The sequence below is a fragment of the Halobacillus dabanensis genome (genome assembly GCF_900114165.1).
In the GTDB taxonomy this organism is placed as follows: domain Bacteria; phylum Bacillota; class Bacilli; order Bacillales; family Halobacillaceae; genus Halobacillus; species Halobacillus dabanensis.
In genome coordinates, this window is the sequence record NZ_FOSB01000001.1 from 105,162 (window position 1) to 119,088 (window position 13,927).

The 13,927-nt window shown below is 41.6% G+C and carries 16 protein-coding genes and 2 other annotated features (1 of these 18 running past the window's edge); of the genes, 13 read left to right on the top strand and 3 right to left on the bottom strand.

Going from position 1 to position 13,927, the window contains the following annotated elements; genetic code table 11:
* Positions 1-60 (top strand) — a sequence feature (ribosomal protein L20 leader region); it begins 63 nt to the left of the window's first position.
* An 81-nt stretch (positions 61-141) separates the two neighbouring features.
* The 5 genes from infC (at position 142) to BMZ58_RS00520 (ending at position 2,698) form a co-directional block, all read left to right on the top strand.
* Entirely contained in the window at positions 142-645 is a 504-nt protein-coding gene (infC, locus tag BMZ58_RS00500) for a translation initiation factor IF-3 (protein WP_075034611.1), read from the top strand.
* A 32-nt stretch (positions 646-677) separates the two neighbouring features.
* Positions 678-875 (top strand): 50S ribosomal protein L35, encoded by a 198-nt coding sequence (rpmI, locus tag BMZ58_RS00505; RefSeq protein ID WP_035509568.1) that lies wholly within the window; start codon positions 678-680, stop codon positions 873-875.
* Between the two features lie 30 nt (positions 876-905).
* Entirely contained in the window at positions 906-1,262 is a 357-nt protein-coding gene (rplT, locus tag BMZ58_RS00510) for a 50S ribosomal protein L20 (protein ID WP_035547063.1), read from the top strand.
* A 543-nt stretch (positions 1,263-1,805) separates the two neighbouring features.
* Positions 1,806-2,087 carry a DUF1294 domain-containing protein gene (locus BMZ58_RS00515; RefSeq protein WP_425268627.1) on the top strand — a complete coding sequence of 94 codons (282 nt, stop codon included), beginning with the start codon at positions 1,806-1,808 and terminating at the stop codon, positions 2,085-2,087.
* A gap of 38 nt (positions 2,088-2,125) precedes the next feature.
* The gene (locus tag BMZ58_RS00520; protein WP_075034612.1) at positions 2,126-2,698 is read left to right on the top strand and encodes a TVP38/TMEM64 family protein; all 573 of its coding nucleotides are present in this window, start codon (positions 2,126-2,128) and stop codon (positions 2,696-2,698) included.
* A 208-nt stretch (positions 2,699-2,906) separates the two neighbouring features.
* Here BMZ58_RS00520 and BMZ58_RS00525 read toward each other — a convergent pair whose 3' ends face one another.
* Positions 2,907-3,311 (bottom strand): sigma-w pathway protein ysdB, encoded by a 405-nt coding sequence (locus BMZ58_RS00525; RefSeq protein ID WP_075034613.1) that lies wholly within the window; start codon positions 3,309-3,311, stop codon positions 2,907-2,909.
* 113 nt (positions 3,312-3,424) lie between these two features.
* Between BMZ58_RS00525 and BMZ58_RS00530 the strand changes: the two genes are divergently transcribed.
* Both BMZ58_RS00530 and BMZ58_RS00535 read left to right on the top strand, forming a co-directional pair.
* The gene (locus tag BMZ58_RS00530) at positions 3,425-3,907 is read left to right on the top strand and encodes a dUTP diphosphatase (RefSeq protein WP_075034614.1); all 483 of its coding nucleotides are present in this window, start codon (positions 3,425-3,427) and stop codon (positions 3,905-3,907) included.
* 83 nt (positions 3,908-3,990) lie between these two features.
* Positions 3,991-5,076: a M42 family metallopeptidase gene (locus BMZ58_RS00535; protein WP_075034615.1), complete on the top strand. Its 1,086-nt coding sequence runs from the start codon at positions 3,991-3,993 to the stop codon at positions 5,074-5,076.
* Between the two features lie 63 nt (positions 5,077-5,139).
* On the opposite strand, the gene sspI is transcribed toward BMZ58_RS00535, so the two are convergent.
* Positions 5,140-5,352, bottom strand: coding sequence for a small acid-soluble spore protein SspI (gene sspI / locus BMZ58_RS00540; RefSeq protein WP_075034616.1), 213 nt, complete (start codon positions 5,350-5,352; stop codon positions 5,140-5,142).
* Between the two features lie 114 nt (positions 5,353-5,466).
* On the opposite strand from sspI, the gene BMZ58_RS00545 reads away from it, so the two are divergent.
* The 3 genes from BMZ58_RS00545 to pheT all read left to right on the top strand — a co-directional run bounded on the left by BMZ58_RS00545 (position 5,467) and on the right by pheT (position 10,000).
* Positions 5,467-6,201 carry a TrmH family RNA methyltransferase gene (locus tag BMZ58_RS00545; protein WP_075034617.1) on the top strand — a complete coding sequence of 245 codons (735 nt, stop codon included), beginning with the start codon at positions 5,467-5,469 and terminating at the stop codon, positions 6,199-6,201.
* Between the two features lie 56 nt (positions 6,202-6,257).
* Positions 6,258-6,477 (top strand) — a binding site (T-box leader).
* A gap of 46 nt (positions 6,478-6,523) precedes the next feature.
* Complete coding sequence (pheS, locus tag BMZ58_RS00550) at positions 6,524-7,558, top strand: phenylalanine--tRNA ligase subunit alpha (protein ID WP_075034618.1); 1,035 nt, start codon at positions 6,524-6,526, stop codon at positions 7,556-7,558.
* A gap of 15 nt (positions 7,559-7,573) precedes the next feature.
* Positions 7,574-10,000 carry a phenylalanine--tRNA ligase subunit beta gene (gene pheT, locus BMZ58_RS00555; RefSeq protein WP_075034619.1) on the top strand — a complete coding sequence of 809 codons (2,427 nt, stop codon included), beginning with the start codon at positions 7,574-7,576 and terminating at the stop codon, positions 9,998-10,000.
* A 71-nt stretch (positions 10,001-10,071) separates the two neighbouring features.
* On the opposite strand, the gene rnhC is transcribed toward pheT, so the two are convergent.
* A complete protein-coding gene (gene rnhC / locus BMZ58_RS00560) occupies positions 10,072-11,013 on the bottom strand; it encodes a ribonuclease HIII (protein WP_075034620.1) in 942 nt (313 codons plus the stop codon).
* 130 nt (positions 11,014-11,143) lie between these two features.
* Between rnhC and zapA the strand changes: the two genes are divergently transcribed.
* The 3 genes from zapA to polX all read left to right on the top strand — a co-directional run bounded on the left by zapA (position 11,144) and on the right by polX (position 13,909).
* On the top strand, positions 11,144-11,452 hold the full coding sequence (zapA, locus tag BMZ58_RS00565) for a cell division protein ZapA (RefSeq protein ID WP_075034621.1): 309 nt from the start codon (positions 11,144-11,146) through the stop codon (positions 11,450-11,452).
* Positions 11,449-11,991, top strand: coding sequence for a CvpA family protein (locus BMZ58_RS00570; protein WP_075034622.1), 543 nt, complete (start codon positions 11,449-11,451; stop codon positions 11,989-11,991). Before zapA ends, BMZ58_RS00570 begins: the two co-directional genes overlap by 4 nt.
* A 196-nt stretch (positions 11,992-12,187) precedes the next feature.
* The gene (gene polX, locus BMZ58_RS00575; protein WP_075034623.1) at positions 12,188-13,909 is read left to right on the top strand and encodes a DNA polymerase/3'-5' exonuclease PolX; all 1,722 of its coding nucleotides are present in this window, start codon (positions 12,188-12,190) and stop codon (positions 13,907-13,909) included.
* The last annotated feature ends 18 nt before the right edge of the window (positions 13,910-13,927 follow it).

Here is a 13,927-nt window from a genome sequence, read left to right on the forward strand (position 1 = left end):
ATTCCTTTGATTTTTTAGGAGACGTGTGGGTGCATTATGTACCGACACTTTTTTTATTTTATTAGGAAATCTTGTCGATGACAGATCTCATATAAGTTTTCTAAAATATGTTGGAGGTGGCTCGATATTAGCAAGGATAACATGAACGTTAATGAAAAAATCCGTGCCCGTGAAGTTCGTCTAATCGACGTAAATGGTGAGCAACTTGGAGTTAAATCACGTAACGAAGCATTAGATATTGCAGCGAATGCGAATCTTGATCTTGTTATGGTGGCACCAAATGCGAAGCCTCCGGTTTGCCGAGTGATGGACTATGGTAAATATCGTTTCGAGCAGCAGAAGAAAGAAAAAGAAGCTCGTAAGAAACAAACGGTCATCAAAGTCAAGGAAGTACGTCTCAGCCCAGGGATCGAAGACCATGACTTTAATACAAAGCTTCGTAATGCACGTAAGTTCTTGTCAAAAGGTGACAAAGTGAAAGCATCTGTCCGTTTCCGCGGTCGTGCAATCACACACAAAGAACTTGGACAAAAAGTACTTGAACGCATGGCGGAAGAGTGTAAAGATGTTGCCCAAGTCGAGACCAAGCCTAAAATGGAAGGTCGTAGTATGTTCTTAATGCTTGCTCCTCTTAACGAGAAGTAAGTAACTGTACCAAGTAAAAGGAGGAAATTCACATGCCAAAAATGAAAACCCATAAAGGTTCTCAAAAACGCTTCAAAAAGACTGGAACAGGTAAAGTGAAACGTTCTCACGCATTCACTAGCCACTTGTTCGCGAACAAATCTACAAAACAAAAGCGTAAATTGCGTAAAGATGCACTAGTTTCTGCTGGAGACTACCGCCGCATCAAGCATATGCTTCCAAAAGACTAATAAAGAAAGACATAAATAGGAGGGATTACCATGCCACGAGTTAAAGGTGGAACAGTGACACGTAAACGTCGTAACCGTGTCCTTAAACTAGCAAAAGGTTATTATGGTTCAAAGCACGCACTATTCAAAACTGCAAAACAACAAGTAATGAAATCAGGTCAGTATGCATACCGTGACCGTCGTCAGAAAAAACGCGACTTCCGTAAGCTATGGATCGCTCGTATTAACGCAGCAGCGCGTTTGAACGACATTTCTTACAGCCGTCTTATGCACGGTTTGAAGCTTGCAGGTATTGAAGTTAACCGTAAAATGCTAGCAGATCTTGCTGTTAACGATGAGCAAGGTTTTGCAAGCTTGGCTGAACAAGCTAAATCTGCACTTAAGTAATAATTGCACAAACGTTAAAGAGTCATTTCCGTTCGGTAGGAAATGGCTCTTTTTATATCTCTAGCCGATTATTAAACAATATGGCAGTATTCTGGAAGACTCGATTTTGAGAATTTTATTGCGAATAAGGGTCGGTGGGGGATAAGTCGCTTTCCGCGCGGAAGACGGCAAGCCTCCTCGGTCACTTCATGACCTGCTGGGTCTCGCCAGTCTATCCTTTCCCGCAGGAGTCTTCTCATCCCCCAACTACCCTTGCCGGAGGAGTTACTCGAAATCGCCCAACAATAACCCTGCCATAAGTAGAGGAAGAATAGCACTTCAAGCCTGTAGTTACCGCACTTTTACTTACATTATGCTCCCTTTACTTGAAAGGTGGTTTCAAGAAACCTATTGGAAAGGGGCGGAGGGAAACGGTGAGACTCCTATTTTGAGAGCGGAAGTGCCTTGATCAGTGGCGTATGGACTGGACTCGAAACTGAGTCTTCAAGAATAAGGAGCGCTGGTGGAATAGTTTATTATGTAGGTAATATAGGAGGGGATGAAGTGGATATCGTTATTATAATGGCGGGGTATGCTTTAGTAATCAACCTGTCCCTTTTCATCATGATGGGATTGGATAAGCGAAGATCAAAAAAAGGATCCTGGCGCATTCAGGAAAAGAAACTTTGGTTATTTGCCGCTTTAGGTGGAGCGTTTGGAGGATGGATAGGGATGAACGTATTCAGGCATAAAACGAAACATACTTCCTTCAGATACGGACTATCATCGTTGACCCTGCTGTACATAGCTGTTTTAGGGTATCTGTTGACCCAGTTCTATCTTTAGCGGTGCTGTCATATTATGTAGACAGGGAGGGGGATGGTATGGGCGAGACAGCGAATGCGATCCTAGCATGGTTAGAACATCAAGAAGCCTGGGCACCGCTCTTATTCATAGGTATTCATTTATTAAGACCTTTTTTATTTTTACCTGTTATGCTTGTTTGTATTACCGGTGGAGTACTATTTGGACCAATTGCCGGGAGTGCCTATTCAATTATTGGTACGATGCTTTCAAGTTTACTTTTTTACCGTACGATCCGTCTAGTTCCATCAGGATTAAAAAAACTGAAATTTTTAAAGGAAAAATGGTTGAAGAAACACTCTAATTTGACGGTCAAGCAAGTCGCTATTCTTCGGCTTGTACCATTTATTCATTTTCACTTGCTTTCTTATTGTCTGTTAGAAATCAGTGCGGATTTTAAGGAATATACCAAATCATCGTTGTTCGCTAATCTACCGCTTGCTGTTATATATACGTCTGTTGGCCAATGGATTACATTGCTTTCTATTCCGATGATGATTTTGTTTTCAGGGGCATTGATTGGTTTTAGCTTCATGGTCCGAAAAAAATATGAAGTATTTTTATGGCGTGATTTTTTTCAAACAAATCCATAAGGGGCAGGTGCCATGTAGACACGAAGTGCATAAGCGGAACGCCTTGCGAAAGGTGACTTTCCCTTTCACAGGACGCTGCTTATGACGCCAGTGGATGGTCGCTGGAGCGGTATCCCGAATTCTGTGCATTTTATCTATAATGATTAAAAGTTATAATTTTTTTAACCAAGAGAGCCTCACTCTCATAAATGGCGAGAGTGGGGCTCTTTTAGTCGTTCTCATTCTTCAGTGGCTGAATGATCAAGCGGTTAATGGGATATTTCCATTCAATAGATGCATGTGGATAGCGGATAAGAATTTCTTTTTCCATAAAATATATATCTTCACGATCTAGCCCCTGGAGTTTTTCTGGGTTATGGGCGCTAACACTAATATTGACGACTTCAAATGCATCTTCCGTAGTACCTAAGTATTTCTCTCCCTCAAAAACATGCCCTTTTAGGGTCATAAGGAAATTTTCTTTCGTATTTTCTCTGTTATCATGGAAATAAAACTGTTTCTTGTCCCTCGCAAGCTCAAGTTTGCGTCGAGGGTTCACAATAAATTTATAGGCTGTATAAATGATAAAAGCGATGGCGATCAATAATAGTAAACGAAATAAAAGGATGATCATTCTATCGTCTCCCTGTATATAGGTTCATAGCTTTCATACGTATGAACGTATCTTTACGTTTCAAAAAATGATACATTAATTTGGGAAATTTTAAAATAAAGGAGTTTATACGTATGGATTGGAAATCTTTATATAACATGCAAAGGAAATTAGACCTTTACATAGAAAATCAACACAACTTGGAAAAAGGTGAAAAAATAGAAGAAAAGGTTTTAGCCCTCCTTGTAGAAGTGGGTGAGCTGGCAAATGAAACTCGTTGTTTTAAGTTTTGGAGTATGAAAAGGGCAAGTGAAAAATCAGTCATATTAGAAGAATACGTGGATGGTGTTCATTTTCTTCTTTCCATAGGACTTGATCTGGGTTACACATACACTTCAACTTCTATTGATGCTTTTGATTCCCAAACGGCTGCTTTTTTAAACGTCTATGATACGGTTCATATATTAAGGATGGAGAAGGGGGAAGAAGCATATCGGGAAGCTTTCCATGCTTATTTGCAGCTTGGATTGACTCTTGGTATTACGGAATGGGAACTGGTGGAGGCATATAAAAGAAAGAATGCTATCAACTATGAACGACAAGATCAAGGGTACTGATTGAAAGAATAAACGCAATTTTTTGTGAAAACGCTTGAAAAGGTTTATAATATTACTGGATAGAAAAGGAGGATACATAACATATGGCTAAAAAAGATGAAACATTACAAATGTTGAAAGATTTGACGGATGCTAAAGGCGTTCCAGGGAATGAGAGGGAAGCACGTGATGTCATGAAGCAATACATCACTCCCTTTGCAGATGAGGTTTTTACAGATAACCTTGGTAGCCTGATCGCCAAAAAAGTCGGAAATAAAAAAGGGCCTAGTGTCATGGTGGCAGGCCATCTTGATGAAGTAGGTTTTATGGTTACAAGAATTGATGACCATGGGTACATTTACTTCCAAACTGTAGGTGGATGGTGGAGTCAAGTTATGCTCGCTCAACGAGTGACTATCATGACCCGTAATGGCGACCTTACTGGCGTCATCGGTTCAAAACCTCCTCATATCCTGCCTCCAGAGCAACGCAAAAAAGCCGTTGATATTAAGGATATGTTTATCGATATTGGTGCATCCAGCCGTGAAGAAGCAATGGAATTCGGCGTTAAGCCAGGGGATTCTGTCGTTCCTTATTTTGAATTCACACAGATGAAAAATGAAAAAATGCTGCTTGCGAAAGCTTGGGATAACCGAATCGGTTGTGCGATTGCCATCGAAGTATTGAAACAGTTAAAAGGCGAAAAGCACCCGAATATCGTTTATGGGGTAGGTACGGTCCAGGAGGAAGTCGGTTTACGCGGAGCACGCACTGCAGCTAATTTAATCAACCCGGATATTGCTTTTGGAGTGGATGTCGGCATTGCAGGAGACACTCCTGGGGTTTCGGATAAAGATGCTTCAAGTAAAATGGGAGAAGGCCCTCAGATCATTCTTTATGATGCTTCCATGGTTTCCCACAAAGGTCTCCGTGATTTCGTTACAGATACGGCAGATGCCAATGAAATTCCATACCAGTTTGATTCACTAGCTGGTGGCGGAACGGACTCAGGTGCCATCCATTTGAGTCATGACGGTGTTCCTGCCTTGTCCATTACAATTGCGACTCGTTACATCCATTCTCATGCTGCAATGCTACATCGTGACGATTTTGAAAATGCGGTGCGTTTAATTGTAGAAGTGATTAAAGGATTGGATGCAGACAAAGTTCAGCAAATCACTTTTAATTAAATTATTTGGATTAGGAAAAGTGCTAAACAGAAAGCCAACCTGTCAGAGGTTGGCTTTCTGTTATTATTGTTGTTTTAAACCTTGCTCTAATGTATCGAGAATTTCTTGTCTTTCTTGTTCATCGGATTCTTTCCATAACATTTCAAAAAAGACGCCTAAACCAGGAAGCATTTTTTCTTCGCCTTTTTGCAATGCATCGTCAATGGTTGCTTCAAGTTGCTCAGCATTGTGGCCACTGACATTGGAGAGTATCGCTGCTCTTAAGTTCAAATTCATCAGTAATCATCCTCCTTTTCGTATAGGTTCGCAAATTATTCTTGATTAGTTTGACCAACCGTGCTTCCGCTATGTATGATGAATGAGAAATAAACGCGTAAATGAGGGACAATTATGCTGACTTCCTTACAAAATACGAAAGTGAAGGAATGGAAGAAATTACATAAGCGTAAATATAGAAATCAAACAGGGCTTTTTTTAGTAGAAGGGTTTCATCTTGTGGAAGAAGTAATCAAAAGCGATTGGGAAATTGAAGAACTAATCGTTAGGGAAGGGACTAATTATTCTGTAGGTGGGGAAGTCCCTGTGACGAAAGTTAGTCCCGCTGTGTTTGCTGCTATAGCAGAAACTGAGACTCCGCAGGGGATTGCTGCAGTCGTTCATCAAAAAGAATGGAAGTTCCAATCAGGGGCTTTGACATTAATGATGGATGCTGTACAAGATCCTGGGAATGTCGGGACATTAATCCGAACAGCGGATGCGGCAGGTTTTGACCAGGTCGTATTAGGATCAGGAACGGTCGACGTTTTTAATGATAAAGTCATTCGGGCGACGCAAGGGTCTATTTTTCATATACCGTTTACCTCAGGAGATTTAAATGACTTTATCGAACCGCTTAAAGAAAACGGCGCAGAGATTTGGGCATCTGCATTACAAGATGCAGAGCCTTTCCAACAGCTTCCTTCCCCTGATAGGGCGGCTCTGATCGTCGGAAATGAAGGGAAAGGGATTCATGAGGAGCTGTTAAATCAGGCTGACCAGCGAGTGTATATTCCCATATACGGCCAGGCGGAGTCATTGAATGTTGGAATCGCTGGAGCCGTTCTGATGTATCATTTGAAGGGCTGAGGTTGCATAGATAGGCTTCTTTGACTATAATGTATTCAGTTGAAATAATTTTATCTTGAAAAGCGTAGAAAGAGCCTAGTAGATAAATGGGAATCGATACAGGGAAGAAGCACCATGGACTGGAAGTGCTTCTATCGTGACATTTGTTGAAGTTTCACTCTGGAGCTGACCGTATTAGCGGTCCGGGGTTAAATCCGTTATTATATCTAAGTGGGCACACGTGTGTGTCAACAAGGGTGGTACCGCGAAACGACCATTACAAGTCTCGTCCCTTTTTTAGGGAGGAGGCTTTTTTATTTTCATTTTGAAGGAGGAGAAAAGCATGAAAGAACGTTTAGAGCAACTCAAGCAAGAAGCTTTAAATAAAGTCGAAAACGCAGAATCTGTGCAAAATTTAAAAGATGTGAGAGTTGAATACTTAGGTAAAAAGGGGCCGATCACGGAAGTCCTGCGCGGGATGGGCAAATTGTCCAAAGAAGAACGTCCGGTCATCGGTCAACTTGCTAATGATGTACGGGAGAGTATTGCAGAAGCGATTGAAACTAAGCAAAGCCGTTTGGAAGACGCTGCGATGGAGAAGCAATTGGAGGAAGAAAGTATTGATGTCACATTGCCAGGTCGACCGGTACAAATCGGGGGCCCGCACTTGTTGACAAGCATTGTGGAAGAAATCGAAGATCTGTTCATCGGTATGGGATTCGAAATCAAGGAAGGTCCTGAGGTAGAGACAGACTATTACAATTTCGAAGCCTTGAATCTTCCGAAAGGACACCCAGCACGTGACATGCAGGATTCTTTTTATATTACGGAAGAACTGTTGATGCGTACCCATACATCACCAGTACAAGCACGTACAATGGGAGCTAGAAACGGTGGGGAGCCTGTCAAGATGATTTGCCCAGGTAAAGTATATCGCCGTGATACGGATGACGCTACCCACTCTCACCAATTCACGCAAATTGAAGGACTTTTAGTGGATAAAAATGTCCGTATGAGTGATCTGAAAGGTGTATTGAACGCTTTTGCTAAGCAGATGTTCGGTGCTGAGCGTGAGATACGTCTACGTCCAAGCTTCTTCCCTTTTACTGAGCCTTCAGTAGAGATGGACATTTCTTGTAAAGTATGTGGAGGGGAAGGTTGCTCTGTTTGTAAAGGAACTGGTTGGATTGAAATTCTTGGTGGTGGGATGGTCCACCCTAACGTGTTGGAAATGGCAGGTTATGATCCGAAAGAGTATTCGGGCTTTGCCTTTGGAATGGGGCCGGAACGAATTGCGATGCTCAAGTATGGAGTGGATGACATTCGCCATTTTTACACGAACGATATTCGATTCTTAGAACAGTATCATAAGGCATAAGGGAGGAATGGAGAAATGCTCGTATCTTTAAATTGGTTACAGGAATATATCGATGTCAGTTATTATTCACCAGAAGAGCTGGCGGAAATCATAACAAAAACAGGAATAGAAGTAGAGAGTGTTGAACCGGTTGCAGAAGATATTGAAGGTGTCGTTGTTGGATATGTCCAATCCTGCGAACAACACCCGAATGCTGATAAATTAAATTTATGTCAAGTGGATGTAGGACAAGAAACACTGCAGATCGTTTGTGGTGCTCCTAATGTGGCTGAAGGCCAAAAAGTGGCGGTAGCTACTCCGGGAGCGGTTTTGCCAGGGAATTTCAAAATTAAGAAAACGAAACTTCGTGGAGAAGAATCAAATGGAATGATCTGTTCATTGCAGGAGTTAGGTGTTGACGAAAAAGATGTACCGAAAGAATTTGCTGACGGTATTTTCGTCTTCCCAGAAGAGGTTGAGGTGGGTTCTAATGCGATTTCTCTTCTAAATCTGGATGACTTAATCATTGAGCTAGGCCTTACACCGAACCGATCAGATGCCCTAAGCATGGCAGGTGTAGCGTATGAAGTAGCTGCAGCCATCGATGGTTCATATGAGTTGGCAGAAGAAAAAGTGAAGACATCAAACGAGGAAGCAACTGATTACATTTCTGTTGTTGTAGAGGATACGAAAGCGAACCCTTATTACGGAGCATTCGTCATCAAAGACATCCAGGTCGGACCTTCTCCTTTGTGGATGAGAAACCGTTTGACAGCTGCCGGAATTCGACCGATTAATAATGTGGTCGATATTACGAACTACGTTTTGATGGAATATGGCCAGCCTCTTCATGCTTTCGACTATGACCGTTTCGGATCGAATTCCATTGTGACCCGTCGTGCAAAAGATGGAGAAGTAATGGAAACATTGGACGGTCAGGAGCGCACACTTTCAAGTGATCATCTTGTTATTACGAATGGTGATAAAGCTCATGCTATTGCCGGGGTCATGGGGGGAGCTGAGTCTGAAGTTCAAGATGATACGACAACAATAATTTTAGAAGCAGCATACTTCCATCCATCTGTCGTCCGTGAAGCATCTAAACATCATGGATTGCGCAGTGAATCTAGTACCCGTTTTGAAAAAGGTGTCGACCCTAACCGTGTGGAACGTGCTGGTTACCGTGCGTGTGAACTACTTGAGAGATATGCGGGCGGTACGGTCTTACATGGAGTAGTAACTCATGATGAGCTGGATAGATCCGAAAAAACAGTAACAGTCCATACAAGCACGATCAATGATCGTTTAGGTACAGAGATCACTAATGAACAAATGGCAGATATATTCCGCCGCCTGCAATTCAGTTATGAGCAAAACGGTGAAACATTCCTTGTTTCGATTCCGACACGTCGGGGAGACATTACTATCTTTGAAGATATGCTTGAAGAAGTTGCACGTATTTATGGATACGATAACCTTCCGTACACTCTTCCAGCAGGAGCATCCCAAGCTGGCGGATTGACAATGGAGCAGCAACTGAAACGGGAAGTGAAAGCATACTTCGAGGGAGCAGGATTACATGAGACCATCACCTATTCGCTTACACATAAAGAGAAGGCCACGATGCTTGTCAGCCCCGAGGTAGAGAAGCAAGCTGAAAGCCCAGTAGGTCTTGCTATGCCAATGAGTGAAGACCATGGTTATCTACGATTAAGCATGCTTCCTGAACTTTTAGAGTCATTATCCTATAATGTGGCGCGAAAACAAGAAAACCTATTCTATTATGAAGTAGGGACAGTATTCATCAGTGAAGAGGAACAAGTGACGAAGCAACCGGAAGAGGTATTGCGGGCATCAGGGGCTCTAACAGGTGAATGGGTAGCTCACCCTTGGCAGCAAGAGAAGAAATCTGTTGATTTCTTTGTAGCTAAAGGCATATTAGAAGGGTTGAGCAAGCAATTGAACCTTCCGTTTACATTTGAAAAAGCAAAGCTTGAGGATATGCACCCGGGACGTACAGCTACAGTTTCTGTGAACGGACAAACGGTCGGGTTCATCGGTCAAGTTCATCCGAAATTACAAAAACAGCTCGGATTGAAGGAAACCTTTGTATTTGATATTAATTTGGAAGTACTATTCAATGAGTATCAAAAGGAAGAGGCATTCCAGGCCATCCCTCGTCACCCATCCGTTTCTCGTGATATTGCGCTTGTCGTAGATGAAGATGTGACAGCAGGAGCAATTGAAGCTACTGTTGCTGCAGCGGGTGATCCACTAGTTAAAGAAGTGAGAGTTTTCGATTTGTATCAAGGGGAGCATTTGGAAGAAGGGAAAAAATCTCTCGCTTTCCGTCTGCTTTACCTGGATCCGCTTCGTACATTGAAGGATGAAGAAGTGGAGGAAGCACACAATCGGATTCTTGAATCAGTCAAAGAGGAGCATAATGCTGAATTACGTGGCTAATAAATGGTTGATATGTAGGAAAAGAGCTCAGAGGAAGGTTCCTCTGAGCTTTTCTTTTAGTGTTTTTTTGTTTATCTTACTAATTTCTTTGCTTTTTCCGTATTGGCAAAATGAACTTTTGCTAATTCCTCAAGTTTTTCTTCTCCGTACGCTTTAATGATTTCTGCTGCTGCTTTATCGACTTTTGCGGATGCTCCTTTTGGAATTGGAAGACCGGTGTCGAATTCCAATTGATTCATCGCTTTTACAAAAGCAGAGCGGGCTATAATCGATCCAGTCGCAACGGCGATTGAATAACTTTCTGCTTTTGTCATAAAGTAAACATGTTCTTGGAGCGTTTGCTTTTCGCTCCTTAAATGCTTCTGATACACCTGTGGTTCAGAAAATTGATCGATTAAAATGCCATCTGGTTTTTCAGGGTGAATCTTTTCAAGCAAACGATTCAAAGCCTGGTGATGCAGAATGGTTTTCATTTTTCCTTGACTCCAGCCTTTTCTTTGCCATTGATTGTATTTTTTGTTTGGTAACCGCAATAGGCTATATGGTATTTTCATTGCCACGATATCTTTTGCGAGTTCTGTAATCTGGGCATCTGAAAGATTTTTAGAATCTTTCACTCCAATTGCTTTCAACGTAGGGATTTGTTCCTTTGTGACATAAGCGGCCGCTACAGTAATCGGTCCGAAATAGTCTCCGGTTCCTGCTTCATCTGAACCGATGTGTGAGCTTGTGAAGAGGGTATCATCAGGATGAAATTCATGTCGCTTATTGCTGCTCTTTTTTCGGCTTGTAGAGGAGGATGAATCAGAAGCCGTTCCCCATTTATCTGCTTCTGATTCCGGTTTTTGCCCTTGGAAAAGTACTTTCCCTGATTTATAGGCAGTAATGGTACAGCTATTGGTTTTTGCAGCAAACAGGGCACTCGCTGGAGGGTTCGCCTTTTGTTGGCCTGCATAATATTTCTTCATTTTTTCTAATGTAATAGTAGGTAATTTCAATACGACTTGAGGCATAGTGGATTCCTTTCTGTCTTAAAAATGATAGGAACAGTATAGCAAAATGGGGGACAAAAGAGAACATTTACGAAAAACATCCATATCGGTTTCCTATTTGTCAACCTTCGTGTTAATATAAAGTTTAGGATTGAGAGAAACTAGGGGGTATGAATGTGTCGCAGTCAGACCAAGAGAAAAAAGAATTACAGTGGAGATCAATAAACGATCTTACACTATAGTTGGTCATGAAGAGCCCCATCATATCCGTATGGTATCTAGTCTAGTGGACCAGAAAATGCGTGAGATCCATGAGGCGAATCCTAGTCTGGATACGGCAAAGCTCGCTGTTTTGACCGCTGTGAATACAATGAATGAATATATGAAATTGAAAGAAGAATGTACAGAATTGATGAATTATATTGAAAAGAAAGAGAAAGAGGACGGCAGGGAATCATGATTGATTTATTGTTATTGTTTATTTTGTTTATAGGTGTAATGACGGGGCTAAAAAGAGGATTTATTCTCCAATTGTTCCATTTAATCGGTTTTATAGTAGCTTTTGTGGTAGCTGTCATCTATTATGATGATTTATCACCTAAACTTACATTATGGGTACCATACCCTGAATTGCCTTCAGAGTCATCCTGGGCTATATTCTTAGAGAATTTGCCATTGGAACAAGCTTTTTATAATGCTATAGCTTTTGCCATCATATTCTTTGGAGCAAAGATCATTCTACATATTATTGCGTCGATGTTAGATTTTGTTTCAGAACTTCCGGTTCTAAATTCGTTAAATACGATCCTGGGTGGGGTTCTTGGCTTCATTGAAAACTATGTCATCTTATTCGTAGTGCTGTACATAGCGGCCCTTGCCCCTCTTGCTGGGGTGCAGAGTGCCTTAGATGGATCGATTTTAGCACAGCTGATCATTGAGCATACACCAGTGTTTTCAGAACAATTGAAAACGCTGTGGATCGAGCATGTAGCTGGCTGATTAGAACGTTTAGATAGGGTGCAGATGGGAGCCGCTATGATATTGATCATGGCGGCTCTTTTTCATCTTCTTGACTTTGTAGAAAAATCTTTTGAGAATGGTGAGTCTCTTTTATTGTGGAAAATCTACTCATCTCCCCATATCTAAATCAACTGATGGTATAGAAAGTAAACGTATAAAAGGAGAAGATAAACAAATGGCTGTTGATAAAAAGCAAGTAATCAAACTTCTAGAGAAAATCGCAACCTATTTAGAATTAAAAGGAGAGAATCCTTTTAAAATATCCGCTTATCGTAAAGCAGCACAAGCATTAGAGAGAGATGACCGTTCTCTAAGTGAAAAGGAGGACTTTACGAAAATGAAGGGCATTGGAAAAGGAACTGCTACGGTCATCGAAGAGTATTTGGAGAATGAAGAGTCAGACACTTTGAAACAACTGCAAGCAGAAGTTCCGGCAGGACTCGTTCCTTTATTAGACTTACCGGGACTTGGAGGGAAGAAGTTGGCAAAACTCTACCAACAGTTAGGGGTAACAGATGCAGAAACTTTAAAGGAAGCCCTGGAAGCTGGAAAAGTCGAAGCGCTTGAAGGGTTCGGTAAAAAATCTGCTGAAAAAATGTTGAAGGCGATCGAGGAAGCAGATTCCCGACCTGAACGCTTGCCGATTGCCCTTATGCTGCCTTTAGCGGAGAAAATTGAATCTTTTCTGGAAAATGCAGATACGTTCCATCGTTTTTCAAGAGCAGGCAGCTTGAGGAGAATGCGGGAAACAATTAAGGATTTAGATTTTATCATAGCTTCTGAAAACCCACCGGCAACTAGAGATGAACTGCTAGCTTATCCCGATATCAAAGAAGTCATTGCTTCTGGGGAAACGAAAGTGTCAGTGGTGGTAAATGAAGGTTACGATATTGGCATTGACTTCCGGATTGTTGGGCCTACGGAATTCGCTACGACTTTACACCACTTTACAGGCTCTAAAGATCATAACGTAGCAATGAGACAACTGGCGAAGCAACAACATGAAAAGATTAGTGAATATGGAATAGAAAATATAGAGAGTGGGGAAGTCAAAACTTTCGACTCAGAAGAAGACTTCTTTAAACACTTCGGTCTCCATTTCATCCCCCCTGAAGTACGTGAAAACTATGGAGAAGTTGATAAGTTCAAAGAGCCGATTGAACTTGTAGAGCTTAATGATATTCGAGGAGACCTTCATATGCACTCAACATGGAGTGACGGGGCCCAGTCTATTAAGGAAATGGCCGAGAGAGCAAAAGCGAAAGGCTATGAATATATAGCTATTACGGACCACTCAAAGTATTTGCGGGTAGCGAATGGCTTAAATGAAAAACGCTTAAGAATGCAAAGAGAAGAAATAGAAAAATTAAATGAAACTATGGAAGATTTCCATATCTTTGCTGGAATAGAAATGGATATCCTACCTGATGGTAGTCTGGATTTTGAAGATGCTTTCTTAAAGGAGATGGATTTTGTGATCGCTTCTATCCACTCCAGTTTTCAACAATCACAGGACCAGATCATGGAAAGATTGAACAATGCACTTGAAAACCCTCACGTAGATATGATCGCCCATCCAACTGGACGATTAATTGGACGTCGCAAAGGCTACGATGTCGATTTGGAAAAATTGATTCAAGGTGCTAAACGAACGGGAACTATTCTAGAACTCAACGCTAATCCCAACCGTTTGGACCTTAACTGGGAATGGTTGATGAAAGCACAAGAAGAGGGAGTTAATATAGCGATCAACACAGACGCTCATAGCTATCCTATGCTTGATCATATGAACATTGGAGTAGGTTCAGGACGCAAAGGTTGGTTGAGAAAAGACACAGTAGTCAACACGTGGACAAAACAACAGTTGATGGAACAGTTGAAAATCCACAAGGAGTAATAAAGGAGACGGTATCAC

Bases quoted from the DNA above. Each gene is read 5' to 3' on its own strand.
- pheT (WP_075034619.1), top strand. From the start codon at position 7,574: ATGCTCGTATCTTTAAATTGGTTACAGGAATATATCGATGTCAGTTAT.
- polX (WP_075034623.1), top strand. From the start codon at position 12,188: ATGGCTGTTGATAAAAAGCAAGTAATCAAACTTCTAGAGAAAATCGCA.
- BMZ58_RS00535 (WP_075034615.1), top strand. From the start codon at position 3,991: ATGGCTAAAAAAGATGAAACATTACAAATGTTGAAAGATTTGACGGAT.
- BMZ58_RS00525 (WP_075034613.1), bottom strand. From the start codon at position 3,311: ATGATCATCCTTTTATTTCGTTTACTATTATTGATCGCCATCGCTTTT.
- BMZ58_RS00545 (WP_075034617.1), top strand. From the start codon at position 5,467: ATGCTGACTTCCTTACAAAATACGAAAGTGAAGGAATGGAAGAAATTA.
- rplT (WP_035547063.1), top strand. From the start codon at position 906: ATGCCACGAGTTAAAGGTGGAACAGTGACACGTAAACGTCGTAACCGT.
- sspI (WP_075034616.1), bottom strand. From the start codon at position 5,352: ATGAATTTGAACTTAAGAGCAGCGATACTCTCCAATGTCAGTGGCCAC.
- BMZ58_RS00520 (WP_075034612.1), top strand. From the start codon at position 2,126: ATGGGCGAGACAGCGAATGCGATCCTAGCATGGTTAGAACATCAAGAA.
- infC (WP_075034611.1), top strand. From the start codon at position 142: ATGAACGTTAATGAAAAAATCCGTGCCCGTGAAGTTCGTCTAATCGAC.
- BMZ58_RS00570 (WP_075034622.1), top strand. From the start codon at position 11,449: ATGATTGATTTATTGTTATTGTTTATTTTGTTTATAGGTGTAATGACG.
- rnhC (WP_075034620.1), bottom strand. From the start codon at position 11,013: ATGCCTCAAGTCGTATTGAAATTACCTACTATTACATTAGAAAAAATG.
- pheS (WP_075034618.1), top strand. From the start codon at position 6,524: ATGAAAGAACGTTTAGAGCAACTCAAGCAAGAAGCTTTAAATAAAGTC.
- BMZ58_RS00530 (WP_075034614.1), top strand. From the start codon at position 3,425: ATGGATTGGAAATCTTTATATAACATGCAAAGGAAATTAGACCTTTAC.
- rpmI (WP_035509568.1), top strand. From the start codon at position 678: ATGCCAAAAATGAAAACCCATAAAGGTTCTCAAAAACGCTTCAAAAAG.